Raw genomic sequence first — 25,711 nt, forward strand, 5'->3', positions numbered from 1 at the left:
GGAAGGGCACGCTCAAAGCGAAACCCTATTTTCGAAAGGCGGAGAGTGCCCATGGTTCAAAAAGAATCATCTGCTTCCAACCGACCTCGGGAATCGTCCAAAAAGCATCTGATCTCTTTTTTCTGGATGATCTTGTTTACCGCTGCCGCTTTTGTGGTCGTCGCCACCGAAGCTTTTTCCGGTCCTGTCACCCTGGCGATCATCCTGGTTTTGGCTGCGATACAGGCTGTCTTGCAACTCTTTACCTTTATGCACCTGGATCGCAGGAGCCAGCTCCCCATCCTCTTCATGGCCAGCGGGATCGGATTGGGTGTCATTTTCGCCCTCTCCCTGTGGATTTGGAAGTGACTTTTGAAAAAAGTTTGCCGCTCTGACACACGTTATCACAGGAAAATAAAGAGCAGGCATCGAAAAATACCAGTACCACACGGGGTTTGCAGTTCAAGAGCGAACCCCGTCTCTTCTTTAAAATTTTAATTATAAGATTAGTTATAAGGTTCTATTTCCTATCCCAGGGAATCGGTTGTAAAATATGTACAAAAAGGTGATCTACATCCAAATGAATGGTGAAGGGGTTGACCACATTGGAAATCCATGAGATCGGGGAAGTGATTCGAAAAATCCGAAAAGAACGAGGTCTTCGCCTTGAAGATCTGGCCGATGAAAATATCTCTCCCGCCACGATCAGCAATATCGAGCGAGGTGTCCCCCATGTTAATCCGGAGAAAACCCAGTACCTCCTGCAGAAGCTTGACCTGGAAATGGACAAGCTGCCCAGCCTCGTCATGAATGAACAGCGGGAACTGGAAAATGTCCGGTTTGAACTCTTTGCCCTGGAAACCATGCGCGATATCGACAAACCAGACGAAGCCCTGAAGGGGCTGGAAGAGTTAGACCTCGACGACAGCCACCCCTATGCCGCCCTCTACTACTATGTCATGGGCAAATGCTACAACAGTAAAAAGGATTGGAAACGGGCCGAACGCTCCCTCTTCAATGCCGTCCGCCTCGCCAACCAGCATCCCATCAACGAAAAAAGCAACATCGAAGCGGCAGCCTTCACCGAATTGGGCTTGTGCAGTTACTACCAAAACAACCTGGAGCAAGCGCTGAAATACACCGAGAGCGGGATTGCAGCTTTTGTGGAGGATGGAGAGCGAAAGCATTTTATAGACGTTCTGTTGCGAAACAAAGGAATTTATCTGGAGCGCTTGGGTCGGCTTGGAGAAGCAATGCAAATAGTACAAGAAGCATGGAGGCGACTTCCTCATATCGAGCAATTAGATGTTGTTTTGGGTTTATACTGGCTTCGATCTGAGATTCTTCGCCGGACCGGGCTGTTTGACGAGGCAATTCATTATGCAATGGAAGGGCTTGAATTAGGACGGTTTAACTGGAAGTATGACTCCCTGTTAGATTTATGGACTGTACTGGGCAGTACTTATATGGGTAAAAAAGATTGGGAACGAGCGATTCGAAGCTTTGATATGGCCTTGAAATTTAAAAACATTATCCCATCAGATCTAAAATTCCCAACGGTATATACACAACTTGGTATTCTATACATGCACCAAAAACGATGGGAGGATGCCAAAACCTCTTTAGAAACGGCGATTAAAATAGCAAAAAATTGTAGTGATACCTTTCGCCTCACCCATGCTCTATATATCACAGGTGATTTTTACCGAATCACAAACCAGCATCAAGAAGCTATCTCCTTCTATAAAGAAGCATTATCTTTAGCTAAGAAGCATCATTACACAAAAAAAGAGTATCAAGCTTTATTTCGCCTTGCTCAATGTTGGGAAAACATAGATAAGGAGGAATTTCACCGAACTCTGCAAAATATGTATCTAGTACAGCAACAACTTCAAAGAAAGGAGGAAATCCCTTATGAAGAAGTGGTTTAAAACAATGTTATTTTCTGCTTTTTTGATTACAGCAGTGGGTTCTTGTTTCGTATTTTCCAATGATGTAGTCCAAGTTAGTAATGAGCAAGGGAACCTAAGTGAACCTGGAGGAGGTTGAATTTCCAACGAAACATCCTCTATTAACCGCAACTATGCGGTTTTTTTTTTGTTCAAAACTAAGTACTACTCTATGGTTTTCGGCACTCTGTAAAGTGTTCTCTTCGACCAATTTAATTAACTCTTGACGAGTAAGTCTCTTCAAATCAAATTCAGACGAAGGGCCGAGGTGATCTGGGGGACCGAATACCCTTCGTGAGCCAGCGCTTGCATCAGCTCTCTCGTGCTTACCTTCGGCCCCAATCGGTCTTTTTTCGCAAGATCTCGATCTGCATCTCCTTTTCACCGAGTAAGACCTTCGCTTCTTTCAGTTCCTGTTCCATCTCCTTTTCACGTTGGGAGGGAGCCGTGCGAAGGGCGGAACGCCCTCCTTCCAGAAACGCTTCCCGCCACCGGTAATACTGGGTCTGGGCAACCATGCCGACGACAAACCTCGGAAATATTCGCCCCTGGAGTCATCTCTTCCAATACGATTTCCATCTTCTTCTCTGCACTCCATTTTCTCCGCCCCATGAAACAGACCCCTTTCATCCCCTTTGTTCTAACTTAACATGTGTCTGGGGTCTCATGGGGTCAGTATACCTTCCAGTACAATGGTTTCATTTTTTTACCGCAAAGGGTGTTGCTATACAGAGTGGCCAATTCCACGAATCATTGCCGTACCCCTAGATACACACGTATCACTGGTACCATCGTTGAAACCCGTTAGAACGAATCGCAGCCGAGCTTTAACTGCCCCAGAAGGTTTCCGGCGGGGAACGTCGACATAGGTCAACCAGTCGTTTGCATCAAAGGTATCAAAGTCTTCCTGCCGTTTCACGATATCTTTCCGGATCACTTGTCCGCCACTCCCCAACCATTTGATGTCCACGAACCATGGGGCAGTATCACCATTAGTTGGTTCTTCTCGGACTGCAAAACTGAGATGCAGGGCCTCGGTATCGGAGGGTAACTGAACGCGTTGCTTGAGAACGGCCCTCTCGCCAACAGCCGTGACCGGACCCACTTGTGCGACCTTTTTCCCCTCAAAAGCTTGGTCAGTTGAAGTAAAAACATTGCCCTTGGTTTTCCACGGATCCAGCGTTGCCCTCTCAAAGGAGCGGTTCTTTAACAAATTGACACCCATTTTGTTCACCTGCCTTTTATATAAAACTATGAAATCACTTATATAATTGATAATGGAAATAACACAATTAACGAAAAAAGGCGTTAGTAGGGGTAGAACCAGCATTTGATTACGAAGTAGCACAACAGATAAAGACCCGTGAGGGTCGGCAGTTTATCTATGTTGAACCTTGGATCCGCTGCCGAGTCCAATACAAAAAAGAGACCCATGCGGGTTATTTACGGGAGCCCGTTTTTCAAGGGTTCAAGCTATGAAGCCCACTGATCGATGGGCTTTTAATCGTATGGGGAGCTGATAGCAAAAAAAAGGCCCATAAAGGCCCAACCCGGAATGAGAGAGTCAAAATGACGAGTAGCATAACCTATGACCAAGTTTATTTTATCAAAGCAGTCCGCATTTCCATGGGGATTTGCAAACGATTAACCGAATATTTACCCTATAGCAACACCCTTTTCTAAAAAAAATTGAAACAGAACCATAAAGTTGCACGTTTCCCGATAGTAATCCCCCTTTTTCTACTGACCACTCCCTTACGGTGTGGTATTTTTTTGCATATTAGGATAAAAAGACACAAAAAAACCTGTCCATTCGAATAATATAATGACACCTCTTTACTACTAGCAGCCTCTAGGCTGCCTTTTTTGTGCCATCACTTATCAACCACAAAAATTCCAACATTAAACGGAACATATGTTCTAGAAAAGACGGATAAAAGGGATAAAGTGTGAGAAAAGAGAGGTTTAAGGAGTTCAACAGCATGCAATATCCACCAGGTTACGATGAGTTTGAAGCTAAAGTGAGACAGTTTAGTGTGCTTGATGTGCTGGAAAAGGTTATTCCCATGATCGCAAGCAGCTTGAACAGGTTCCACTAAAATCCCGATCTGTGGTAGCCAAACTATTAGATTACACGTATGACAAGGTGGTAGTAGCACTAAGCGAAACACGAGGGGAAATTTCCCGCTCCGATGGGAAGATTCTTCAGATCGAACAGGAACGAGACAGCCGTGTGGTAACGTTTTTGTTCTGTGGTTATTCATACTCCAACGCTTTCTTTAACGCACATCTCCGTGCAATGTGTGAAGAAGCCTTTTGGCAGTTCATTACGGATCACCTTCCCATCTACAAAAACCTGAGCCTTTAACCGTACGTATCGTAAACTAGTCGTGTCACAAAAGCTTCTCGGTTTAAACATGATAAACGACCATGTTTTAAGAGGTGTGAAAAGGGTTCTTATATCCATATTGGTATTGTGTACCGCTACCATATTGGTACTGTTGTTATCCTCCGTACGGTAACCCAGTTCCAGTTCAGCCAGTTCCAGGTCCAGGTCCAGGTACCGAGCCCCAGTCAGTGGGATTAAGTTACTAGCCAAGGACGGGTACCCTACAAGACCCTCGTGGTCTGCCGTCGCTGTCACGAGGACATCCACGCAGGAAGAGATCGACGAGTTCCCCGGCAAGTCATCCGAAAATTAGGTTGTCCAACCGTTGATCACAACGTGTGACACTTCCAGCACCAAGATAGTAGGATGAAAGCGCATACAAAAGGGTTTTTCTAGATGTTATAATCGTCGGTGAAGGGAGGGAATCAGATGCAGCTTGACAGTCGGAGCACGAAACTATTGAACGAAGTCGTTTCCAATCCCGGTTTAAAGAGTGACGATCTTGAGCGCAAGCACGATTTAAATCGACGACAGCTAAAATACAGCTTCGATAAAATCAATGACTGGCTGGATTCAAAAAACCTTCCCAAGATCAAGCGAACCAGACAAGGAACGTTTGTGATTCACCCCGTGCTCGTCTCAACGCTCCTTCAAGAGGAGGATGTTCCCGTTCAGGAGACCATCCCGTCGGAACAAGAACGGGTCCATATGATTCTCCTCATGCTGCTCTGTTGCGAAGAGGACCTTTCTCTTTTCCACTTCACAAGCGTTTTGGAGTTCAGCAAGAACACGATCTTGAACGATTTGAAAAAAGCTCAGACTTATTTGGATCCATACGAAATTGAGATTCAGTATTCCAGACGTCACGGCTATTTGCTGGCCGGCAAAGAATTCTCCATCCGACATGCACTGATTGCCTTGGTCAACCAATGCCTCTCCCTTCCGAACGGAAAGCGCTACCTGGAGAAAGCGACGGCCCTTGCAAAGGAAGAGATTCACGGGTTTCGTCGCAAAATTGAAGACGTGGAAGTAGAACTCGGCCTTCAATTCACGGATGACCGAATGGAAGCCATGCCCTACATTCTTGCCCTTACCTTGAAGCGGATCCAACAGAAGAAAATCATCGAACCGTTCTCCATTCACTACGATGAACTCTCCGACACAAAAGAGTACCGCGCTACCGAGCTCATTCTAAACGACGCGGGAGATATCCCGATTGTTGAACGGCTGTTCATCACGCTTCACCTGCTGACGACGAATGTGTACTCTTCCGAGAATGAGGCTGAAGACCTCATTCCAAATTTAAGACAAGCTCTCCGTGAAATGCTGGTGTTATTTGAGAAGCGCTCCTGCATCATTCTTAAAGATAAAGAACAGTTGCTCAATAAGCTCCTGTTGCATACCAAACCGGCCTATTACCGAATGAAGTATCGTTTAACCGATGTCCATGACATTCACCAAACCGTCAGTTCGGAGTTTTTTGAGCTGCATCGCATCGCCCGACAAGCGATGCAACCTCTGGAAGAGTTCATCGGTGAGCCTATTCCGGAAAATGAGGCGATGTATCTGAGCATGTTGCTCGGAGGCTGGTTGACGAAACAAGGAGACAGCTTACAAAAAAAGATCAAGGCCGTGGTGGTTTGTCCAAAGGGAGTTTCCATTTCAAGACTCATGCTCAGCCAATTGAATGAGCTCTTTCCCGAATTCATTTTCTTGGAACCCTTATCGATCCGCGAGTTTCAGACCTACCCCCTTCATTATGACCTTGTTTTCTCTTCGGTTTATGTCCAAACGGAAAAGCGGCTGTTCATCATCTCCCCCTTGATGGATGAGACGGAAAAACACCGCCTTCGAAAACAAGTGATGACAGAAACCGGTGGTTTTGTTCCGACGGATATGCAACTGAACCAGCTGCTCAAGATCATTGAAAAGCATGCGTCCGTAGAGGATAAAGATGCGCTGGCCGTAGAGCTTGGTCAGTTTCTCCGTCAGGAGAATGCTGCGCCCGGAGACGGGCCAACGGAATCTGAAACCCCCAATCTATCGGACTTCTTGCATGAAGGAACGATTCAGAGGGCACGGGGCGCAACATCCTGGGATCACGCCGTGCGGATCGCCGCTGAACCGTTGCTTGCAAATCAATGGGTCCTGCCTTCCTATATTGAAGCCATCCTTTCACCGGAGGAACAGGATCCCTATATCATCATCGGATCGGGGGTCGCCATTCCGCACGCGGATCCGGAGAAAGGGGTCAAACGTGTGGCCATGAGTCTTCTTCAGTTGGATGAAGGCGTTCCCTACGCCGGGGACCACATGGTCCACACCATCGTCGTGATTGCGGCGCCCGATAAGTACCAGCATTTAAAAGCGCTTCGACAGCTTGTGAAGTTATCCCAAAATCGTGAAGCGATGCATGCCCTGACAGAAGCAGGCTCCGTCGCAGAGATGGCTTCTCTGATCGAAGCCCATTCAACCGATGATTAAAACTTTACGTAAAGAGGTTATGGACATGAGTACCTTGTATATGGATGAATCACTGATCCTGCAAGATATTCAAGTGGATACAAAAGAAGAGGTCTTACAATTGATGGCTTCTACGATGCAGGAACAGGGTGTCGTGAAAGAAAGCTACATTCAAGCGGTCATCGACCGCGAGCATCACTATGCAACGGGACTTCCCACCCAAGGGCTCTCCGTCGCGATCCCCCATACGGACAAAGAACATGTGAACAGAAAAAGCTTGAGCGTCGGAGTGCTTACTGAGCCCGTTGACTTTGTCATTATGGGAGAGGATGAACAGTCCACGCCCGTCAAACTCGTCTTCATGCTGGCCATGGACGAGAGTCATGCCCAGCTCTCCCTGTTGCAAAAGCTCATGGGCGTGTTTCAAGACAAAGAGCTTTTAGCTTATCTCGCATCCGAAAGGGATAAAACCAAGATCATCGCCGCGTTGCGGGATGTCCTTGACTAAATGTGAAAGGTAGTGAAAAAGCATGAAAAAACGCGTTTTAGTGGCATGCGGAACCGGAATCGCGACCTCCACCATTGTCAATGAGGCCATTGAAACCATGTGTAAAGAGCACCGTATCGATGCGGAAGTTTTGCAAATCAAAGTATCAGACATTCCTGCTTACAAAGATTCCGCCCATTTGCTGGTCACCACGACGATCGTCAAAGAGCGCTATCCATTCCCGGTGATTAATGCACGCTCGTTCTTGACCGGCGTAGGGGTTGAGGATACCAAGCAAGAGATCTTGGAGGAGCTTCAAAAATAAGGATTCACTCTCGCGCAACATGGAAGTTTTTTAGACACCGATCTAACGAAGCTTCCTGAGCGCGATTTTACAATCAAAACATGGAATATCGAGCGCAGCACCTCTATACAAAGGAGGCATTATCATGGATGGCGTTATTCACGGATTCAAAGCGTTTCTCGACTTGGGTCCAACGGTTATCTTACCCGTGGCCATTTTTCTACTGGGTCTGCTGTTTGGTCAAAAAATCGGGAAAGCCTTTCGCTCGGCGGTTACCATCGGAGTTGCCTTTGTCGGCATATTCCTCGTCGTTGATTTGTTAGTCAATAATCTGGGGCCGGCAGCCAAAGCGATGGTGAAACGGATTGGCGTGGAGCTTCATGTCATTGATGTCGGCTGGCCGGCGGCCGCAAGCATTTCATGGGCCACTCCGGTAGCCGCATTCGTCATCCCCCTTGCGTTGTTGGTCAATATCCTCATGCTTTTTACGAAAACCACGAAGACCATGAACGTGGATATCTGGAACTTTTGGCATTTCTCATTCATCGGGGCCATTGTCTATTTTCTGTCTGGCGGAAGCTTTTTCCAAGCGTTGATTGCAGCCATTCTTTTTGAAATCGTCTGCTTGAAAATCGCCGACTGGACCGCTCCCATGCTCGAAAAATACTTTGAGCTTCCCGGGATCTCCGTGGCAACCGGCAGTACCATCTCGTATGCCATTCTGGGGATTCCCATGGTAAAGCTCCTTCAGAAGATCCCGGGCATCAACAAACTAAATGCCGACCCGGAAACCATACAACGACGTTTCGGAATATTCGGTGAATACCTGTTCATCGGATTGTTTCTGGGCCTTGCGCTAGGTATTCTGGCTGGATACAACATCGGCGACACCTTGAACATCGGAATATCGATGGCCGCCGTTATGCTGCTGATGCCACGTATGGTCAAGATTTTGATGGAAGGTCTCATGCCGATCTCACAATCCGCCCGTGAGTTCTTGCACAAGCGCTTCGGCACGAAAGATATCTACATCGGGTTGGACGCCGCCGTCGCCATCGGACATCCGTCGGTGATCGCCACCGCGTTGATACTCGTGCCGATCACCGTGGTTCTCGCCATCATTCTGCCTGGCAACAAGGTGTTGCCGTTTGGGGACTTGGCTACGATTCCTTTCATCGTCGCCTTTATCGTAGGTGCCGCGCGCGGAAATATCGTTCACTCGGTGATCGTAGGTTCGGTCATGATCGCACTCTCTCTTTACATGGCGACCGATATCGCCCCCCTCCATACGGAAATGGCCAACAACGCCCAGTTCACCATCCCGAAGGGAACCAGTCTCATTTCAAGCATCGACCAGGGTGGAAACCTGGTGAACTTCGTGATTTATAAATTCTTCTCTTTATTTAATTAAATCCAATCATAGGGTGAACGGAACGAGGAGGAGATGTGCATGAAAGCGCTGGTGAAAGAAGAACTCGGCTTTGGAAACCTGAATCTCCTGACTGTGGAGGAACCCTTCGCCGGAGAGGGACAGGTCAAGATTGAAGTGAAAGCAGCCGGGATTTGCGGGTCTGATCTGCACACATACGAAGGCCATTACAAGGTGAATGCCCCTGTGACGCTCGGGCATGAATTTTCGGGAGTCGTGGTGGAAGTCGGCCCCCATGTGATGGGACTTCAGGTCGGCGACCGGGTGACATCGGAAACGACTTTTGCCATTTGTGGAGAGTGCCGCTATTGCCGGACCGGCGACTACAACTTGTGTAACCAACGCAAAGGCCTGGGTACCCAGGTGAACGGCGGCTTTGCCAAGTATTTGATCGCCAATGCAAAAAACGTGCATAAGCTTCCCGAAAACGTGGATTTTTCATCCGCTTCTTTGACGGAACCGCTTGCTTGCGCCCATCATGCCATCCAGAAAACCCATATCAAACCAGGTGACGTTGCGGTGGTACTCGGCCCTGGTCCGATTGGCCTTTTGACCGCACAGGTTGCCAAAGCGAACGGTGCGAAGGTTATTATCACAGGCCTGGACAACGACCGAACGCGTCTGGAAAAAGCGACTGAGCTTGGAATCGACGCAGCCGTTAACATTCAAAAAGAGAACGTTGCCGACATCGTGAACGAAATGACGGATGGATACGGAGCGGATCTTGTTTTCGAATGTACGGGCGCCGTGTCCGCTGCCAACATGGGACTGGACTTGCTGGCCAAGAAGGGGGAATACGTGCAAATCGGCATCTTCCCCAAAGCCATGATTGAAATCGACTTTGAAAAAATCATCCAAAAAGAAATCCACGTGATCGGTACCCGCAGTCAAAAATCAGCGGACTGGGAACCTTCTCTCGCGATGATGAATGATCGCAGGGTAAACGCGAAAGCGTTGATCACGCATGAATTTACGATCGCCGAGTGGGACAAAGGCTATCAGGCCATCAAGGATGGAAAGGCGATCAAGGTATTGCTCAGACCGCTTGAGGAGGAAAGTGCCAATGGATAAGCAGACCGTAAAAGCATCCATGGACTATAGGCTTCTTAAACCCACCGCCACTCGCTGCGAAGAAACCATCGAGCACGGCTTCACCAACCAGGAAGCCCAAAACAGCTACTGAAAAACGGGAGGTGCCGGTATATGGTTCAATTCGCAGTCGATTCCATGCTGGGCCCTTACGGGAAAATGATCAGCAACTGGTATATCGCCAATCAGATGATGGTGAATACCGTGGTGATTGCGATCGGGTTGTTCCGATTATTCAAGAGACGGAACCAATCATCTGCCGCTGAGGCGAATGAGCCGACTCGCACATCGTGATGGGGAGTATCCATATGAATGCTTTAAAACTATACGGAATCGGTGATTTGCGCTATGGACAGGCAAAACTTCCCATCATCGAAATGGAAGATGAGGTGGTTATTCGTGTAAAAGCGGCAGGCATTTGCGGGTCCGATCTCTCACGGTATAGAAAGCTCGGCCCCTATGTGGAGGGGATGGTGTTGGGCCATGAATTTACCGGAGTGGTCGAAGCCGTCGGGAACGCGGTCACTCATGTGTCTCCGGGTGACCGGGTGGCCGCTTGCCCCGCCATCGTATGCGGAACGTGCGAAAGCTGCCTGCGAGGTGCCCCCTCTCAATGTATCCACCTAACGGTGATCGGATCCAAACAACCTGGCTGCTTTGCTGAATTCACCAAACTTCCGGCAGCCAATGTCTTGCCTCTCCCGGAGGGAATTGCATACGAAACAGCCGCATTGATTGAGCCGTCAGCCGTTGCCGTCCATGGTTTGTACCTGACGCACTTACGACCCGGTGGAAGCGTGGCTGTGCTGGGATGTGGAAATATCGGCTTGCTCACCATTCAATGGGCGAAATTGTTTGGTGCCGAAACCGTCTATGCGATCGACCTCAATCCCAGGAAATTGAGCGTGGCCAAACAGATGGGTGCCGACATTGTCATTCACCCAAAAAAGAAATCAGCCTATGACCAGTTGATGGCAGCTACCGATGGAAACGGTGTCGACCTTGCCGTGGAAGCCGCCGGTTCGTCCATCACTTCGGCTCAAGTATTTGCTCTTCCCCGCAAAGGGGGCGAGGTCGTCTTTATGGGAATTCCATACGGAGACGTGCCCATCGAGCGGTTCTATTTCGAGAAGATCGTCCGAAACGAGCTGAAGGTGTACGGTTCCTGGAACGCAGTCTCCGCTCCGTTTCCGGGAAAAGAGTGGACAACCACCCTTCACATGATGAGTACGGGACAGCTGGATGTGACACCCATGATTACGCATCGCCTTCCCTTGAGCGAAGGGCCAAAAGCATTTGAAGATATGATCAACCAAAAAGATTTCTTTGGAAAAGTATTATTATATCCGGAATGATCCCCGACCCCGGACGTTCAACAAAGTCGGGGGTTTTTTCGCCGGATTGGGTCCGGTTTTGTTTAATCTCTTTCACCATTTCCACGATATCCTCGCCCCAACAGATCCCCGCATAAATCAGGGCAAAGGGTCCAATAATCAAACCGAACATCAGCTTGATTCTTGATTAGTGATTTAACGCAAAAACGACGATCTCCAAAATTAACATTGTCCGATCCATCGAGTCCTAAATTAGACAAACGTCTTGCTACTTGCCTTCTTGAAGGACGTGGATCATTCGTCAAAAAACGTATGATTTTTCCCATCTGTTGAAGGCGAGTTATAGACTCCTTAACTCCAGGAAGCAAATCATCACCCAAATATATGACTCCGTCAAGGTCAAATATAAAAACTTCAAATTGGTCTGCAATCAAAATTTGACTCTCCCTTTAGTACAAATATAAAAACCCGACTGAGGAAGATCTCAGCGTATAGCAAATACGCTGAGCCTTCCCCCTCGGGCTTTTTATGCCAATAGGTGCCTCCTGCAAACCGCAGGATCCTGTAGCCCTCGGTCGCTGTCCCTCAGTAGAGGCGGAACCCTAGCTACCTATTCCCGGCTCAGGAATTACCATTTTAGACTGTTCGTTAATCATTATATTAATGTTTTTGGGGTAAGTTCAAGCACTTATAGTTATTTAGTTGCAGCGAATATAGCGCTCCTCCTTCCGATAGCCTGAAATACGAAAGTAGGAAAAAGAAATTGGATCCAATGGTGGATTGTTTGAGTGGCTCAAGTTTTCTACAATAACAATAAACCAAGGCCACAAACTTTATATCTTTACTAACCTCTTCTACATAACACCCCTTGCTTCCCAGCCCGTGTAAATGCACGGGCTGTTTTTAGGTGTTTAAAAACCGCCCTGGATGCGACTTTTAAGCAGACCTGGAGGGATATCATGCACGAACTGAAATTATCAAGTGGTTGTATTCGTATGTATCAAAGCTCCATAAAACTCATCCATTCGATCACTAGGAAAAAACGGCATGCCTTAGAAGATATCACTCTTTTATTTAACGATATCCAGCATGTGGAGTTATACAAACCTCTCTGGCCTTTCTCGAGCGGGTACATTCGCTTTTCATTAGATGGCTCTCATCATTTAAAAAAGAATATTCGAACAGCCGAAAAAGAAAGCTTCTCGATGTTGTGTCATTCTATGCAGGAATATCAAAAGTTGAAGAGGATAAAGCGGTTTATTGAAACCCGCCTCGAGGTCCTTCATTCAGATTGATGTGACTTGCTCCAAATGGTTAAAGCACCCCAAGGGCACTTCCTACGGGCGCCGTGGGCTTCTCGGATCATTGGGTACGGCAACCCGCTACCCTCTCCCGAAGGCTCCGTCCGAGCCTAAAACCGCATCACCGCATCCTTCAGGATGCAGTGATGTGGTTTTTTATGCACGTTTTTCGGCATCCATTTCAAAGACAAAGCTTGCGAAAAAGAATGGACCGGCCCTCTTTATTGTGTCTAACACTTTCCGCCACCTTAAAAAGAATATCATTTTATATCTTTTTCTAACTTTAATTATCCGGTTATATTCTTTTCAAAAGCACGTGATAGACTTAACACGAATTTGACAACCCATCAACTGAGAAGAAAGGTGGGGATGTTGTGCTCCGATTTAGGGGGTCCCGACGTCAAAACGCGGAAAACGCACGTTAAGCACCCCTGCCAGGGTTTAAGTTATAAAGCCCACCAATTGGTGGGCTTTTAATTGTATTTTTGGGAAGTAGATAGGAGATGGCCCCAAAATCGGTCTTCGCTCCCTCCACCCCAAAAAGCCGTACATCTTCCTACAGGGAAAGAGGTGACGGTCTTTCCATTTGCGAGATCTCAGCCTTCTTGTTCTTTAATCGTCCATTCGTGGTTGAACTCGACGCACCCTTTCAGCGTCTGGGCGACGGGGCAACCCCGTTCAAAGGTCTTCAGAGCCCGCTCGGCGGCTTCTCTCTTTCCTTTGGGGATAGTGAGATGGTAGTGGCAATCGATGCGAGTGATCTTCAGCACTTTGTCGGGAGCTTCGATGGTTCCCTTGAATTCGGCAGTCAATTGGCCTCCCTTGGTGGGAATGTGGCGCGCTTCCAGCGCGCCGGACAGGGTCCCCGTCAGTCACCCGCCGGCAGCGGCCACGATGTGGTCCAGCGTGGACGGCCGCTCCTCGGCGGGCTCCACGCCGTAAAAATCCTTCACGCCGCCGTGGACACCAAACAGTAGGGGTTTCTCAAAACCGGCGATGTAAGCGCGGCGGTTGGGTCCTTCGTCCTGATGGATGCGGATCCTGGAAATCTCAATCGGTTGGTTCATCCTGCAACCTCCTCATTGGGTTCTCCTTTCACCCTATTCGATTTTCCTTTTTCCGAATCCTTCTTAGGGTTGTCCAAAGCTACTTTGGGGTAACTGAAGCATCTGTACTCCACATCTGCTTGGAGGCTGTAAAAAAAACCGGTCACCCTAACATAATGGGCTAGGTTTCGGGTTGATGATGCGAATTCTGTAAAGTGAAAGAGCCCTCTAAATTCACATATTCTGCAAAGAAAAAACAGCCTTTTCCGGCTGTTTACTTTACAGAATCCATATTCGGTAAAGTTATACGGCACAAAGAAACCACTCCTAGTCGTACCCCAAGAGGGAAACAATCAGGAGGTGTTATGAATGGGTATCAGACTACCACGTTGCAAATGTCCACCAGGCCCCAGGGGTCCTAGAGGCCCACAAGGTCCCCAAGGACCAGGAGGAATGACGATCTATTTAGCTACAGATCAATCAATTAACAATAACCAATTCCTTGGGCTGGGTACCTCACAAGGGGGGCACCGGGTTTTATACGAGATACTGTAATCATACCACAAACAGCAACCATTACAGGATTCGTTTTAAGCATTCGTGATAAGGATTTAGGCGCCAATCAGATGGTAAGGGCTGAGATAGTTAGAAGTACAAATTGTGGTGGTACTACAGAAAACACAGGTATTATAGCAACAGTACAGGGACCGAATACGCCCCCGAATCCCCGAGTTTGTTGTGCATTTGCACCCGCACCTGTTAATTTCCAAGTCAACCCATTCGATCTATTATCTATAAGAATTGACCTTATCGGAACCGGAGTCGGAGCCTTATCGAATGGTGCAGCAGCCACCATCTTATTGACTATTTAACCAAAAGGATTGGTTCGGATGCTGACACCCATCTTTTGAGCCACGGAGCCAACCCCGGCCTGCACACTGTTACATGGGATCTGCATAGAATTTGTGAAACCGATTCGGGCCTGAAACAATTATCGGGCATATAAGCTCAATCAGCCCGAGATCATTTGCTGTTTGTATTCGGAATCAACTGCAGGGTTTTGGATTTCCGACAGACTACAGCTCAACATGATTCCCGACCGCGGATAGCCCCAACTGGTTTGCTGTTTGCAATAAATTTGGGCTTTTGGGTTTTGGCTAAAATCACCTCACAGGCTACTTCATAGGTGCCTTTTGTCCCCCGCGGCACCGTCACCCAGATATTCCAGCTGACCTTTCCTTCTTGCTCCAGCGGCCAATTTTCCACCATTTTTATCATTGACACTTTCTACACCCCCTCGCCCAAAGCGCCTACAATATCCCGACACAATGGCCTCGGGAGGTTTTGTGATGTTCATATCCCAATATTACACCTATCCCTATCGGCAACGGCCCGGCATATACCCTAACCAGCAAGATCAAGCCCTGATCAACGATATTGCCAAAGCGGTAAACGGTGAATATCAGGCGGTGGTATGCTATGAACAACTGGCCCTAAAAGCGCCGACTCCGGCAGAAAAGGCACGAATACAGGAAATTCGTCAGGATGAGGTACGCCATTTTCAGATGTTTTCCCAGATCTACATGCGGTTGACTGGGAGACAGCCCTCGGTACATGTCCAAGCCTGTCCCAGGACGTACAAAGAGGGGCTGGATGCCTTTGTCCGGGATGAGTTGGAGACGGTGGATTTTTATCTGGATATCGCGGATAAAGCGACAGATCCTTTGATCAAAGAGGCATTTCGACGAGCGGCCTTGGATGAACAAAACCACGCCGGTTGGTTTCAGTATTATTTAAGCAAGGCAAAATAACCGAATCAAAACGAAAAAATCCTGGACAGTTGAAATCCAGGATTTTTTAACGCTATTTTTTTGCCATCTTTCTCATCCGATGGGTGGATTCCAATAGTTTCGGGATCACTTCCTGCATCCGTTCCATCGTAAACCGGCTGACCGGTCCTGAAATGGACAGGGCTGCCATAATGTTGCCGGATCGGTCCAGCACCGGAGCCGCAATGGCAGATGTGCCCGCTTCCCGTTCCTCAAAGCTGGTCGCGTAGCCCCGGTTCCGGATCTCATCCAATTGCCTGATGTACTGGTCCTTATCGACATTATCCGGCCAGGAGGGGTCGGACAGCACCATTTTTTGCACCGCCGGATCAGCGTACGCCACCAGCACCTTGCTCGATGCTCCCACCGACAGCGGCATCCGTGCCCCCAGGGGAGCCACGCGCCGGATGGTCTGGGTACTCTCCACCGCCTGAATGCGGATTCGTTCCATCCCATCCCGGATGTACAAGCTGACCGTTTCTTCCACCTGATCCCGCAGACGCTCCATCTCAGGCAAGAACAGCACGGCCGGGTCATCGGTTTGAGACAAGTTGGCGGACAATTCCCATACGCGGAATCCCAACCGGTATTTTTCCGTTTTGGCATCCCGTATGAGAAATCCTTTTTCCTCCAAGGTAGCAAGCAACCGATACACCGTGCTTTTATTCAGTTCCGTCATTCGCGCGACATCCGTCAGACTCAGCTCCGGCTCCTGGGTGAAGCACAACAGGATATCCAAGGCACGTTCCGCAGCACGTACGGTTTTCTTCCCTTCCACACGGGACACCCTTTCGTTTCACTCTGCGAAAAGAGATTTTACTTTACATTATACGCCGGAAGTAGGAATTGGAAAAGAGTGAATGTCAGACAAAAGATGGATTTCTAGCCGGAACGACAAGGCCGATATGGAACTTTTATCCTGTGATGAACATGAAATTCGGGGTATTGGGGGGGTATACAAAGTCAAACTTCTCAGTGTATAATGAGTACGGAAAAAGAAACTTCGTTTCACTAGATGAAACCTATGGCTCCCTCGTAATTTGAACCCAACTCAAGGAGGTAATCGGCATGTCTAAAAAGGACCTGTTTGGCGTACGCAAGAAGCTGAACGTCCGCGGTAAAGACTACACCTACTACCGCCTGCAGGGCCTGGAAGAGCAAGGCGTCGGCAACGTTTCCCGCCTTCCCTTTTCCATCAAGGTGCTGCTGGAAGCCGCTGTGCGTCAATACGACGGCCACTCCGTCACCAAAGAACACGTGCAGCAATTGGCGCAATGGGCTGAGTTGAACGAGAAAAAAGAAGTCGCCTTCAAACCGGCCCGGATCGTGCTGCAGGACTTCACCGGCGTTCCGGCTGTGGTTGACCTGGCAGCGCTGCGTTCCGCCATGGACCGCGTGGGCGGCGATCCGAAACGGATCAACCCGCTCATCCCTGTGGATCTCGTTATCGACCACTCGGTGATGGTGGACCGTTTCGGCACCGAAGATGCCCTGGAATACAATATGAACAAAGAGTTTGAACGGAACGGCGAACGCTACCGCCTGCTTCGCTGGGCCAAAGAAGCCTTCGACAACTTTCAGGCCGTGCCGCCGGCTACCGGGATTGTGCACCAGGTGAACCTGGAATACCTGGCCAAAGTGGCGCAAACCCGCGAAGTGGACGGCGAAACGGAAGTATTCCCAGACTCCTTGGTGGGTACCGACTCCCACACCACCATGATCAACGGCCTCGGCGTGGTCGGATGGGGTGTCGGCGGGATCGAAGCCGAAGCCGGCATGCTCGGACAGCCGCTGTACTTCCTGACTCCGGAAGTGATCGGGTTCAAACTGACCGGTACCTTGGCTGAAGGCGCCACCGCCACCGACTTGGCTCTGACCGTCACCCAGATGCTGCGGAAAAAAGGCGTGGTGGGCAAATTCGTCGAGTTCTACGGCCCGGGTCTCTCCAACATCAGCCTGGCCGACCGTGCCACCGTCGCCAACATGGCTCCGGAATACGGCGCTACCATGGGCTTCTTCCCTGTGGACGAAGAGTCCCTCAACTACCTGCGCAACACCGGCCGGGACGAAGAGCTGGTGGAATTGGTGGAACAATATTACAAAGCTCAAGGCCTCTTCCGCACCGACGACATGGAAGATCCCATCTTCACCGATACCGTCGAATTGGATCTGTCCACTGTCAAGCCAAGCCTGGCCGGTCCGCGCCGCCCGCAAGACCGGATCGATCTGACAGATATGAAACAAACCTGGAACGACACCCTGACCAAGTCCGTGGACGAAGGCGGTTTCGGTGTATCCAAGGAAGACGCCGAGAAAAAAGTGACCGTCACCAGCCCCGACGGCTCCACCTACGAGTTGGGTAACGGCGACGTGGTGATCGCTGCCATCACTAGCTGCACCAACACCTCCAACCCGTCAGTGATGCTGGGTGCTGCTCTGGTCGCTCACAAAGCAGTGCAAAAAGGACTGAAAGTGAAACCCTACGTCAAGACCAGCTTGACTCCGGGATCCAAAGTGGTGACCGAGTACCTGAAAGAGTCCGGCATGATGGATTCCCTGAACAAGCTCGGATTCACCCTGGCCGGATACGGCTGCGCCACCTGTATCGGCAACAGCGGTCCGCTGCCGGAAGAGATCAGCAAAGCCATCCAGGACAATGACCTGACCGTGGCCTCCGTCCTCTCTGGCAACCGGAACTTCGAAGGCCGGATTCACCCGGATGTCAAAGCCAACTACCTGGCTTCTCCGCCGCTGGTGGTGGCCTACGCCCTGGCCGGCACGGTGAACATCGACTTTGCCAAAGACCCGATCGGCTACGATCAGGATAACAACCCGGTCTACTTCAAAGACATCTGGCCTACCGCGAAGGAAGTGCAAGAGACCGTCAATGCATCCATGAAACCGGAACACTTCCGCAGCCAATACGCCAAAGTGTTCGATGCCAACGAGCGGTGGAACCAGCTGGAAAGCCCGGAAGGCGAACTGTACGACTGGGACGAAAAATCCACTTATATCCAAGAACCGCCTTTCTTCGTCAACCTGTCCGCCGAAGTGGAGCCGGTAAAAGAAATCAAAGGCGCGCGGGCGCTCGCCTTGCTGGGTGACTCCGTCACGACGGACCACATCTCCCCGGCAGGTGCCATCAAGCCGGACAGCCCGGCTGGAAAATATCTGCAAGAAAACGGAGTGGAGCCGAAAGACTTCAACTCCTACGGTTCCCGCCGCGGAAACGACCGTGTCATGACCCGAGGCACCTTCGCCAACATCCGCATCCGCAACCAAATGGTGCCGGGCGTGGAAGGCGGCTTCACCAAGTACGTGCCGACCGGCGAAACCATGGCGATCTACGATGCGGCCATGAAGTATAAAGAAGACAACACCCCGCTGGTTGTGTTGGCCGGCAAAGAGTACGGTACCGGCAGTTCCCGTGACTGGGCAGCCAAAGGAACCAACCTCCTGGGTGTCAAAGCCGTCATTGCCGAGAGCTTTGAGCGGATTCACCGGAGTAACCTGGTGGGCATGGGTGTGCTGCCGCTTCAGTTCAGCGAGGGCCAAAGCTGGAAGTCCCTCGGACTGACCGGTGAAGAGTCCTTCGACATCCTGGGACTGAACGACAACATCCAGCCGTTCCAAAAACTCCAGGTCCGCGCGACCCGTCCGGACGGCTCCACGGTGGAATTCGACGCCATCGTCCGCCTGGACAGCCAAGTGGACATCGAGTACTACAAAAATGGCGGTATCCTGCAAAAAGTGCTCCGTCAAATCCTAAACGACACCGAAACGGCTAACGTCTGATCCATTCTGATCCTTCGTCTTGATCACGCGCAGATCACCATCCCCAAAGGAGCCGAAGAAAAAGCCCGGCATTTCTATTGCAAAATGCTCGGCCTCGTCCCCAAGCCGGCCTCTCTGGCCGGCCGGGGCGGCTTTTGGCTCCGTCTGGGTGATCAGGAGATCCACGTCGGCACCGAAGACGGAGTCGACCGGAACCGGACCAAAGCCCACCTGGCGTATGAGGTGGACCACATCGCCCCCTGGCGGGAACACCTTATCCAACAGGGTGTCACCCTTCAGAAGTCCGTCCCCATCCCGGGTGTGAAGCGGTTTGAGTTTCGCGACCCCTTCGGCAACCGACTGGAACGAATAGCACGAGCATAATCGAAGGCCCCCTCACTTTCTTGTGAGGGGGCTCTTCTGCACAGGCTTTCTCTGTTTCCGTTTCTAACGTGAAATATTGACCACGGGGAGAAAAGCTCCATGAATACGATTCGCAACATTTATTGTGTTGGAAGAAACTATCGGTTGCATGCAGAAGAGTTAGGCAATGAAGTGCCGAAGTCCCCGCTCATCTTTTCAAAACCCACCCATGCCCTCATCCAAGCCAATGGACAGGAAATCTCCCTTCCCGTCGGACAGGGAAAGGTCCATTATGAAGCGGAACTGGTCATTCACATCTCCCGCCCGTATAAAGCAGGGATCCAGGTGGAAAACATCGTGGATCAATTTGCCTTGGGTATTGATCTCACTCTCCGTGATGTCCAAAGCCGGTTGAAGAAAAAGGGGCACCCCTGGCTGTTGGCGAAGGGGTTTCCAAATTCGGCTATTATCACGGAGTTTCGGAAGTTCCCTGGCGTTGCAGCTTGCCAGGCCGTCGACTTTTCGCTTGTCCAAAATGGAAACCGGGTGCAAACGGGCAATATTCGTGACATGGTATTTGATCTGCAAACCCTGATCGATTTTTGCGGCATTCACTTGGGGCTGGATAAAGGAGATCTCCTCTATACCGGGACACCGGCAGGTGTCGGAGAAGTCGACAACGGGGATCATCTGCAACTGTTCTGGGGAAAAGACATGCTGGGAGAGTGTCGTATTCGATTTTTTAACTCAAAACCCGAGCCTGAACAGCAAGTCCCTTGAACCCGTCGCACCAGGGTCTGTCTGATCATTTGCTATAGGGGGTACGTGTACCTCTCAATCCTCAATACAATATAACGGATAAGGGGATTCCCCCTTCCTTTTTTAAATTCCAACTCCTCTTTGGATGAAAGTATCTGAGTTCATTAAAAGAAGTTAGTGGCGAGATTACCGAAGATCAGGCGAAATACATGCACAATGAAGGGTTGCCGTATACGGCCCTCTTTATAAACAAAGGGAAAGTCAAACATTATGTATACGTAATGTTCGGAGACTATTATTGCGCCTATCATCGATTGGACGACAATGAGGATGTGTCGTTTTTTGATGCGTACATTAAAAAAAGGGATCAACTATTTCTTAGAAACAGACGAGAGTGGCTAAGACCCCGTCATGAGCCTCTATTGGCTCTAGCGGGGTGTTTTATCTTAGTCTCCACCACAACCTCCACTATCTCCGCCGCCACCGTCTCCACCACAACTTCCGCCGTCCCCGGCCCCATCATATCCACCATAACCAGAAGAACCAGAAGAAGAAATAACTACAGATCGATAATTAGGGATCATCAGGAGCAATACCATATCGATAACCCATGAAATGACCATTGCTGAGAAAAAAGACATGATCACCCAAGCAATAATTACCAAAACCGGATAGATGATATAGGCTAGAGCAGCGGAGAAAACTGCTCCAGCAAGGACTTTAATGCCAGGGTGTATGTTCCACCACTTATCAGCGAAGAAAAAAAGGATTGACCACCCTGCAACACTAACGAGAAACGCAAAAAAAGCGATTGGATGGATTGCCGGATGGATAAAAGAGAGATCTAAGTTCATCATATCACCTCGATTAGCCTTAAATATCAAAATCAATGTCATCGATGTCCGCGCTATCTCCGCCGCTGCCGTAATAAATTCCATCCATCGAAGGTGTTTTCATGAACCTCTCCCACTTGCGCTAACGCTAAGAAGTGGGAGTTTCTTACCATCAGAACCAAAAAGCTTTCACGTATGGAAGTGTTTGCCTGCCATACTCGATCGAACCGATCGGAAAGCCTCTTGGATTCCTAAGTAAGCAACATGCACGCATGGGCATGGGTCGGAACAGACCATCTACTACTTCTCGCTTAGGCGATCCGTAGATACGTTTGCTTCGTGGGAACATCAAGATGCTGAATCTCTCCATAGAGCGATTTGGATAAAATATTTCTCGCTCCATGCGTGTCTCGATGTTCTTGATATCCACAGGAACAGCGGTAGATTCTAGAAGAGACTTTCTGTCTCCTCTTGCAGACAGGACATGTCTGACTGGTATAGGATTCATCGACTTGATGAAGTTGGATTCCCATCATCGCTAACTTGTATTGTAGGTACTTTTTTACTTTTCCAAATGACCAGTTGGATAGACGCTGCGCTTGTTTTCGAGTTGCTTTCTTCTTCTTTCTTGTCTTTCTCTGTACTCCTTCAGGGTTCCCTATGTAGACATCTGACACGGACTGCTCCACACACCAGTCGACAAACTGCTTCGTCGTTTTATGGAGGGCATCTTGAAGCTGTTTCTCGGATTTAGAGAGGATATAGCGTTTCGCCTTTTGGTACTTTTTCCACTGACGGGATCCCTTTTTACATTTGGACTGAAGACGCTGAATTTCTGCTAATTTCTTGTTGCGGAGGCGGTGAATGGAGCGGACTTTACGACCGGTGAGGATTAAGGCCTCTCCATTTTCACAGAAAGCGGCAATGGTGTGGATTTCACCTGGATCTACTCCGGCAGATAGTTTCTTCTTATAAGGTTGATTCTCTTTTCCATCTTCAAAGGCGATCGATAGATAGAGTCCGTTATCATAACAAAGCTCGATTTCTTTGATGATCCCCTTTGGCAGATTCTTGGTGTATACAGTGATCGGCTTCTCACGCTTTCCATCATGGATTCCCATCGATAGCTCTATTTTCCCATTTGCATGAATTTTGAAGCCATCTTTTGCCCACTTGGTATTGTAATGCGTCTTCTTTTTGTAGGGATAGCGAGCGGTTTTGATTCCTTTTTGGATCGCTTGGTGTGCAGAATCTCTGGCGAATAGATACTTGTGACAAACTGCTTGAATCGATTGGCTATGTAGATGGAATCGTCCTTTGGTCGCTTTTTGTAATTCGGACTTGGTTATCCATTTCCCATTGTCTAGATAGAATTGTCTGGATAATTGCAGGCATTGGTTCCAACCAATGCGGTTTCACGGTTACAGGCAAAGAGACGATCCATCTCTGATGGAAATGCGCAGAAATAGACTTTCTTGGCTCGAAGCATGGTTTCACCTCGCTTTCTGTCTCAAAATAGGATCATCCAGTACCTTTTTTCGATATTTGATCACAAGGACTAAGTGATAGTACATCAAAAATACTGAATGGTTGTTGCTATCAGCCATTTCATCACCTAATATTGATGATAGATCAAGGTGGAATAATAGACAACAAACGATTCTGAAAATGGTCAGACTTGCGAGAGGGGTAAAAAACACCCCTCCCTCGTCTGACGAGTAATTCATCTCACCGCTTATAGAAGCGGGAGACTTCTTACGCAAGTATGTTAAATTTAAATCCGTTTTTGACGAAGATTACAAAATAGCATGTATAGACCGTACCCTCCAAAGACATGATCCGGGTTGTTCATAACGTCTGTACTCTGTGAGTGCAAAGGACCTTCGCCGATTGCACCGACCCTCCCCATCTTCGAAGAAGCTTGAATTACCAGACACGCCTCCAAAGCAAAAACCCCCGGTATCAAGCCGGGGGTTACTGGTGCTTCTTTTTAATGATGCTGCTTCCGTGCCAGTGCTTTACCCAGCTCCTCCTCCACCAGGGAAAGCCATTCCATGGGGCGGATGCCGGTTTCGGCGAAATAGCGTCCGCCTTTGGATTCCAACAACGCCACTTTTTCTGCTTCCGGCGCGTCGCTTTGCTTAAATCCACGAATGCAGGACAGATCAAAAGCCAACTCTTCCGTCTCACAATCTTCCAGGTAGGAGGCCAGATTTTTCACCGGGGAGTCTCCCTGCTCCAACATCCCTTCCAAAAAGTAACCCAGTTCTTCTTGCATCAAGGTTTTTCCCAACTGATCGACCTCTTGTTGCATGTGAAGCTGCATTTCCGCCATTTCCAGGGACATTTGTCATACCTCCTGTCTTATTTCACGTCTGGTGTATACAAAACCCTTTGTCATCGATCGTTAAGGCAGTTGGCGCTGTCGCTTCATCCCGACCGACACACCCGTGTATTTACTTGATACGGCTATGTAATCCGGAAAACGTCTGCATCGTTCGATACCACGAGGCAACCGATCCATCCGGAACGCTCGCTGTCAGCAGATGGCGCGCCCCCAGCCGCCTACAGGAGCCCCCTTCCATCAACATCAAATGATCTGCGCATTCCGCCAGTTCCAGGTCGTTGGTTGCAATCAACGTGAGGCGATGGGAAGGGTGATGTAACAGTTCCTGGCATAACAGCTCCCAGCCTAGCTCATCCAACCCCTCTGCCGGCTCGTCCAACAACCAGATATCCGGGTCCGTCAACAGACTTTGCGCCAACCAGTACCGGGATAATGCACTTTTGGGCAACTGGGACAGCTCATGTTTGCGGTAACCTGCCAACCCCCACCGGGCCATCAGTTCGGCTGCCCGCCGTTTGGGTTGGGGCACCCTGCGGTTCTGCGCCAGATATACCATGGCCTCTTCTACTGAGATATCTTCTTCCAACCGTTTCCGCTGGGGAACATAGCCGATTCGGTTTTTCAATCCCTCCAGCCCGGATGTCCCTGACATTTCCGCCCGGTTCCGGGACCAGACCCACACTTTTTTGTTGTCCATCGTGTAGGTCACCCGACCGTCATTCGGAACCGAGATGGTCGCAGTCACTTTGAGAAGCGTGCTTTTACCCGATCCCTTGGGCCCCAGGACCACGGTAATGCCTCGTTTCGTCGACGCGCTGAAATCCAACAAGCCGGTCCGGGTCTCCCGGGGGAAAATCAATCGCGATGACCACTTCTTATCGTCTTCGGTGCGATACACCTTTTTAATGTGGGACCATTCGATGCGCAAAGGAACCTCCATCCTTTCGTTCGCAACCCTATAAAGTGATGGATAAGAAATGTAAGAACAATTCCGTTTGCTTTGAATCTTTTCAACTGAAAAAATTCACGACCTGTTCACTTGACTGGTTCCTGCTCTTCTTTTGCTATTATAGACGCAAAGGCCTTACATAAAGTTGCAGGGGTTCTGCAATTTTCGACAAAGTTTTTTTGTGACAGTGTTGTGAACGCAGTTTCACCCAAGAAACGGAGGGAGTTCCCCATGAACAAGTTATGGACAAAACTGCAAGTGCGCTTCAATGAATGCGACGGTTTGGGTCACGTCAACAATGCCGTATATTACACCTACATGGAAGCAGCCCGCACGGAACTCTTTGAGATGCTGGACCCCGATCTGGACTTAAAGCAATGGAAGCTGATCCTCGCATCCACCAGCTGCGAATACAAATCGCAAGCCACCTTTGCCCAATGGCTCAAGATTTCCACCGCCGTCGAAAAAATCGGCAATAAGAGTTTTACCGTCATTCATCATATCCTGGACCGGGATACGGAAGAGCTGATCGCTGTAGGGCGTGCCGTATTGGTCCACTATGATTATCGGGAACAAAAGAGCATCCCGCTGACCGAACCGATGCGCAAGGTGTTGGAATCGCTGTCGATCCGGGATGACGTGGAGTAAAAAGCAGGCCACAAGCCTCGCCTTCCCCATCCGATTCCGAAAGTCCTTTGAATCCCCGTTCCTCCTCATAGATATTCCAATTTGCGGTTGGCCCGCTTCGGTGATACGGACCAACCCATCCTTCTTTTTCAACTGTGATAATACACCTCTTTTCCCTTACAGTTAACGCCATCATTCATCTATTTTATCTTTTATTTTGCGAGTTTTTGTACCCATTGCATCCAGTCCACCGATCATCATACTCCATTTCTTTTGACCTATTCTCACTTTTGTGTTAACGTTTGACATAGCAACTGCATATTCAACGGGAGCTTGGAGTAGCCAGGCTGAGAGGGCGGGATGTCTACGCCGACCGTTCAACCTGATCTGGGTAATGCCAGCGTAGGGAATCACAGGGGATTCCTGTATGATTCGAGTTTCAAGGTCGTACGCTGGGTAC

General features: G+C 49.2%; 28 protein-coding genes, 2 pseudogenes and 1 riboswitch. Of the genes and pseudogenes, 17 read left to right on the plus strand and 13 right to left on the minus strand.

Annotated features, from left to right (window positions below):
• Positions 1-51 precede the first annotated feature (51 nt).
• The 3 genes from IEW70_RS03375 to IEW70_RS18045 all read left to right on the plus strand — a co-directional run bounded on the left by IEW70_RS03375 (position 52) and on the right by IEW70_RS18045 (position 2,028).
• Positions 52-348 (plus strand): cytochrome C oxidase subunit IV family protein, encoded by a 297-nt coding sequence (locus IEW70_RS03375; RefSeq protein WP_188646512.1) that lies wholly within the window; start codon positions 52-54, stop codon positions 346-348.
• Positions 349-608: 260 nt separating this feature from the next.
• Entirely contained in the window at positions 609-1,910 is a 1,302-nt protein-coding gene (locus IEW70_RS03380; RefSeq protein ID WP_229751798.1) for a helix-turn-helix transcriptional regulator, read from the plus strand.
• Entirely contained in the window at positions 1,894-2,028 is a 135-nt protein-coding gene (locus IEW70_RS18045; protein ID WP_268234814.1) for a hypothetical protein, read from the plus strand. Before IEW70_RS03380 ends, IEW70_RS18045 begins: the two co-directional genes overlap by 17 nt.
• A gap of 226 nt (positions 2,029-2,254) precedes the next feature.
• On the opposite strand, the gene IEW70_RS03385 is transcribed toward IEW70_RS18045, so the two are convergent.
• The 3 genes from IEW70_RS03385 to IEW70_RS03395 form a co-directional block, all read right to left on the minus strand.
• Positions 2,255-2,446: a hypothetical protein gene (locus IEW70_RS03385; protein ID WP_188646724.1), complete on the minus strand. Its 192-nt coding sequence runs from the start codon at positions 2,444-2,446 to the stop codon at positions 2,255-2,257.
• Complete coding sequence (locus IEW70_RS18375; RefSeq protein ID WP_373285901.1) at positions 2,358-2,558, minus strand: transposase; 201 nt, start codon at positions 2,556-2,558, stop codon at positions 2,358-2,360. The genes IEW70_RS03385 and IEW70_RS18375 overlap by 89 nt, the downstream gene beginning before the upstream one ends.
• A gap of 94 nt (positions 2,559-2,652) precedes the next feature.
• Positions 2,653-3,153 carry a carbohydrate binding domain-containing protein gene (locus IEW70_RS03395; protein WP_188646515.1) on the minus strand — a complete coding sequence of 167 codons (501 nt, stop codon included), beginning with the start codon at positions 3,151-3,153 and terminating at the stop codon, positions 2,653-2,655.
• 852 nt (positions 3,154-4,005) lie between these two features.
• Between IEW70_RS03395 and IEW70_RS18690 the strand changes: the two are divergent.
• From IEW70_RS18690 to IEW70_RS03430, 8 genes and pseudogenes are all read left to right on the plus strand, one after another.
• Positions 4,006-4,296: pseudogene (locus IEW70_RS18690) on the plus strand (YhjD family protein); the annotation flags it as partial.
• 450 nt (positions 4,297-4,746) lie between these two features.
• Complete coding sequence (locus IEW70_RS03400) at positions 4,747-6,801, plus strand: BglG family transcription antiterminator (RefSeq protein WP_188646516.1); 2,055 nt, start codon at positions 4,747-4,749, stop codon at positions 6,799-6,801.
• A 25-nt stretch (positions 6,802-6,826) separates the two neighbouring features.
• Positions 6,827-7,288, plus strand: a complete 462-nt coding sequence (locus IEW70_RS03405; RefSeq protein ID WP_188646517.1) for a PTS sugar transporter subunit IIA — start codon at positions 6,827-6,829, stop codon at positions 7,286-7,288.
• Positions 7,289-7,310: 22 nt separating this feature from the next.
• Complete coding sequence (locus IEW70_RS03410; RefSeq protein ID WP_188646518.1) at positions 7,311-7,592, plus strand: PTS sugar transporter subunit IIB; 282 nt, start codon at positions 7,311-7,313, stop codon at positions 7,590-7,592.
• 124 nt (positions 7,593-7,716) lie between these two features.
• Positions 7,717-8,982: a PTS galactitol transporter subunit IIC gene (locus tag IEW70_RS03415; RefSeq protein WP_188646519.1), complete on the plus strand. Its 1,266-nt coding sequence runs from the start codon at positions 7,717-7,719 to the stop codon at positions 8,980-8,982.
• A 39-nt stretch (positions 8,983-9,021) separates the two neighbouring features.
• Positions 9,022-10,071, plus strand: coding sequence for a zinc-binding dehydrogenase (locus IEW70_RS03420; RefSeq protein WP_188646520.1), 1,050 nt, complete (start codon positions 9,022-9,024; stop codon positions 10,069-10,071).
• A 132-nt stretch (positions 10,072-10,203) separates the two neighbouring features.
• Positions 10,204-10,383, plus strand: coding sequence for a hypothetical protein (locus IEW70_RS03425; RefSeq protein WP_188646521.1), 180 nt, complete (start codon positions 10,204-10,206; stop codon positions 10,381-10,383).
• A gap of 14 nt (positions 10,384-10,397) precedes the next feature.
• A complete protein-coding gene (locus tag IEW70_RS03430) occupies positions 10,398-11,444 on the plus strand; it encodes a galactitol-1-phosphate 5-dehydrogenase (RefSeq protein ID WP_188646522.1) in 1,047 nt (348 codons plus the stop codon).
• A 62-nt stretch (positions 11,445-11,506) separates the two neighbouring features.
• Here the strand turns inward: IEW70_RS03430 and IEW70_RS03435 are convergent, their stop codons facing one another.
• Positions 11,507-11,857 (minus strand): HAD family hydrolase, encoded by a 351-nt coding sequence (locus IEW70_RS03435; RefSeq protein ID WP_229751799.1) that lies wholly within the window; start codon positions 11,855-11,857, stop codon positions 11,507-11,509.
• Between the two features lie 525 nt (positions 11,858-12,382).
• Here IEW70_RS03435 and IEW70_RS03440 point away from each other — a divergent pair.
• Positions 12,383-12,718, plus strand: coding sequence for a hypothetical protein (locus tag IEW70_RS03440; RefSeq protein WP_188646523.1), 336 nt, complete (start codon positions 12,383-12,385; stop codon positions 12,716-12,718).
• A gap of 602 nt (positions 12,719-13,320) precedes the next feature.
• On the opposite strand, the gene IEW70_RS03445 is transcribed toward IEW70_RS03440, so the two are convergent.
• From IEW70_RS03445 to IEW70_RS03455, 3 genes are all read right to left on the minus strand, one after another.
• Entirely contained in the window at positions 13,321-13,596 is a 276-nt protein-coding gene (locus IEW70_RS03445) for an OsmC family protein (protein ID WP_188646708.1), read from the minus strand.
• Complete coding sequence (locus IEW70_RS03450; RefSeq protein ID WP_188646524.1) at positions 13,597-13,791, minus strand: hypothetical protein; 195 nt, start codon at positions 13,789-13,791, stop codon at positions 13,597-13,599.
• Positions 13,792-14,853: 1,062 nt separating this feature from the next.
• Positions 14,854-15,054, minus strand: a complete 201-nt coding sequence (locus IEW70_RS03455; protein ID WP_188646525.1) for a hypothetical protein — start codon at positions 15,052-15,054, stop codon at positions 14,854-14,856.
• 65 nt (positions 15,055-15,119) lie between these two features.
• Here IEW70_RS03455 and IEW70_RS03460 point away from each other — a divergent pair, with 65 nt between their 5' ends.
• Positions 15,120-15,581 carry a ferritin-like domain-containing protein gene (locus tag IEW70_RS03460; protein WP_229751801.1) on the plus strand — a complete coding sequence of 154 codons (462 nt, stop codon included), beginning with the start codon at positions 15,120-15,122 and terminating at the stop codon, positions 15,579-15,581.
• A gap of 52 nt (positions 15,582-15,633) precedes the next feature.
• Here the strand turns inward: IEW70_RS03460 and IEW70_RS03465 are convergent, their stop codons facing one another.
• Positions 15,634-16,377 (minus strand): IclR family transcriptional regulator, encoded by a 744-nt coding sequence (locus IEW70_RS03465; RefSeq protein ID WP_188646527.1) that lies wholly within the window; start codon positions 16,375-16,377, stop codon positions 15,634-15,636.
• A gap of 290 nt (positions 16,378-16,667) precedes the next feature.
• Here IEW70_RS03465 and acnA point away from each other — a divergent pair, with 290 nt between their 5' ends.
• From acnA to IEW70_RS03480, 3 genes are all read left to right on the plus strand, one after another.
• Positions 16,668-19,394: an aconitate hydratase AcnA gene (gene acnA / locus IEW70_RS03470; protein WP_188646528.1), complete on the plus strand. Its 2,727-nt coding sequence runs from the start codon at positions 16,668-16,670 to the stop codon at positions 19,392-19,394.
• Between the two features lie 6 nt (positions 19,395-19,400).
• Positions 19,401-19,757 (plus strand): VOC family protein, encoded by a 357-nt coding sequence (locus IEW70_RS03475; protein WP_188646709.1) that lies wholly within the window; start codon positions 19,401-19,403, stop codon positions 19,755-19,757.
• 99 nt (positions 19,758-19,856) lie between these two features.
• On the plus strand, positions 19,857-20,516 hold the full coding sequence (locus tag IEW70_RS03480) for a fumarylacetoacetate hydrolase family protein (protein WP_188646529.1): 660 nt from the start codon (positions 19,857-19,859) through the stop codon (positions 20,514-20,516).
• A 425-nt stretch (positions 20,517-20,941) separates the two neighbouring features.
• Here IEW70_RS03480 and IEW70_RS03485 read toward each other — a convergent pair whose 3' ends face one another.
• The 5 genes and pseudogenes from IEW70_RS03485 to IEW70_RS03505 all read right to left on the minus strand — a co-directional run bounded on the left by IEW70_RS03485 (position 20,942) and on the right by IEW70_RS03505 (position 24,603).
• The gene (locus IEW70_RS03485; protein ID WP_188646530.1) at positions 20,942-21,391 is read right to left on the minus strand and encodes a hypothetical protein; all 450 of its coding nucleotides are present in this window, start codon (positions 21,389-21,391) and stop codon (positions 20,942-20,944) included.
• 248 nt (positions 21,392-21,639) lie between these two features.
• Positions 21,640-22,737, minus strand: a complete 1,098-nt coding sequence (locus IEW70_RS03490; protein ID WP_308423123.1) for an RNA-guided endonuclease InsQ/TnpB family protein — start codon at positions 22,735-22,737, stop codon at positions 21,640-21,642.
• Positions 22,738-22,848: 111 nt separating this feature from the next.
• Positions 22,849-22,935 (minus strand): annotated as a pseudogene (locus IEW70_RS03495) (IS200/IS605 family transposase); the annotation flags it as partial.
• A gap of 383 nt (positions 22,936-23,318) precedes the next feature.
• Positions 23,319-23,675 carry a hypothetical protein gene (locus IEW70_RS03500; RefSeq protein WP_188646531.1) on the minus strand — a complete coding sequence of 119 codons (357 nt, stop codon included), beginning with the start codon at positions 23,673-23,675 and terminating at the stop codon, positions 23,319-23,321.
• Positions 23,676-23,784: 109 nt separating this feature from the next.
• Complete coding sequence (locus IEW70_RS03505; protein WP_188646532.1) at positions 23,785-24,603, minus strand: ABC transporter ATP-binding protein; 819 nt, start codon at positions 24,601-24,603, stop codon at positions 23,785-23,787.
• Positions 24,604-24,855: 252 nt separating this feature from the next.
• Here IEW70_RS03505 and IEW70_RS03510 point away from each other — a divergent pair, with 252 nt between their 5' ends.
• On the plus strand, positions 24,856-25,272 hold the full coding sequence (locus tag IEW70_RS03510; RefSeq protein ID WP_188646533.1) for an acyl-CoA thioesterase: 417 nt from the start codon (positions 24,856-24,858) through the stop codon (positions 25,270-25,272).
• Between the two features lie 294 nt (positions 25,273-25,566).
• Positions 25,567-25,678, plus strand: a riboswitch (TPP riboswitch).
• Positions 25,679-25,711: the final 33 nt, after the last annotated feature.

Origin of the sequence: Marinithermofilum abyssi, assembly GCF_014641195.1 — a bacterium.
GTDB lineage: Bacteria > Bacillota > Bacilli > Thermoactinomycetales > DSM-45169 > Marinithermofilum > Marinithermofilum abyssi.

Bases quoted from the DNA above. Each gene is read 5' to 3' on its own strand.
- IEW70_RS03440 (WP_188646523.1), top strand. From the start codon at position 12,383: ATGCACGAACTGAAATTATCAAGTGGTTGTATTCGTATGTATCAAAGC.
- IEW70_RS03460 (WP_229751801.1), top strand. From the start codon at position 15,120: ATGTTCATATCCCAATATTACACCTATCCCTATCGGCAACGGCCCGGC.
- IEW70_RS03400 (WP_188646516.1), top strand. From the start codon at position 4,747: ATGCAGCTTGACAGTCGGAGCACGAAACTATTGAACGAAGTCGTTTCC.
- IEW70_RS03485 (WP_188646530.1), bottom strand. From the start codon at position 21,391: ATGACATTGATTTTGATATTTAAGGCTAATCGAGGTGATATGATGAAC.
- IEW70_RS18045 (WP_268234814.1), top strand. From the start codon at position 1,894: ATGAAGAAGTGGTTTAAAACAATGTTATTTTCTGCTTTTTTGATTACA.
- IEW70_RS03395 (WP_188646515.1), bottom strand. From the start codon at position 3,153: ATGGGTGTCAATTTGTTAAAGAACCGCTCCTTTGAGAGGGCAACGCTG.
- IEW70_RS03425 (WP_188646521.1), top strand. From the start codon at position 10,204: ATGGTTCAATTCGCAGTCGATTCCATGCTGGGCCCTTACGGGAAAATG.
- IEW70_RS03450 (WP_188646524.1), bottom strand. From the start codon at position 13,791: ATGAACCAACCGATTGAGATTTCCAGGATCCGCATCCATCAGGACGAA.
- IEW70_RS03410 (WP_188646518.1), top strand. From the start codon at position 7,311: ATGAAAAAACGCGTTTTAGTGGCATGCGGAACCGGAATCGCGACCTCC.
- IEW70_RS03480 (WP_188646529.1), top strand. From the start codon at position 19,857: ATGAATACGATTCGCAACATTTATTGTGTTGGAAGAAACTATCGGTTG.
- acnA (WP_188646528.1), top strand. From the start codon at position 16,668: ATGTCTAAAAAGGACCTGTTTGGCGTACGCAAGAAGCTGAACGTCCGC.
- IEW70_RS03420 (WP_188646520.1), top strand. From the start codon at position 9,022: ATGAAAGCGCTGGTGAAAGAAGAACTCGGCTTTGGAAACCTGAATCTC.
- IEW70_RS03415 (WP_188646519.1), top strand. From the start codon at position 7,717: ATGGATGGCGTTATTCACGGATTCAAAGCGTTTCTCGACTTGGGTCCA.
- IEW70_RS03430 (WP_188646522.1), top strand. From the start codon at position 10,398: ATGAATGCTTTAAAACTATACGGAATCGGTGATTTGCGCTATGGACAG.
- IEW70_RS03375 (WP_188646512.1), top strand. From the start codon at position 52: ATGGTTCAAAAAGAATCATCTGCTTCCAACCGACCTCGGGAATCGTCC.
- IEW70_RS03510 (WP_188646533.1), top strand. From the start codon at position 24,856: ATGAACAAGTTATGGACAAAACTGCAAGTGCGCTTCAATGAATGCGAC.
- IEW70_RS03500 (WP_188646531.1), bottom strand. From the start codon at position 23,675: ATGTCCCTGGAAATGGCGGAAATGCAGCTTCACATGCAACAAGAGGTC.
- IEW70_RS18375 (WP_373285901.1), bottom strand. From the start codon at position 2,558: ATGAAAGGGGTCTGTTTCATGGGGCGGAGAAAATGGAGTGCAGAGAAG.
- IEW70_RS03405 (WP_188646517.1), top strand. From the start codon at position 6,827: ATGAGTACCTTGTATATGGATGAATCACTGATCCTGCAAGATATTCAA.
- IEW70_RS03385 (WP_188646724.1), bottom strand. From the start codon at position 2,446: ATGGTTGCCCAGACCCAGTATTACCGGTGGCGGGAAGCGTTTCTGGAA.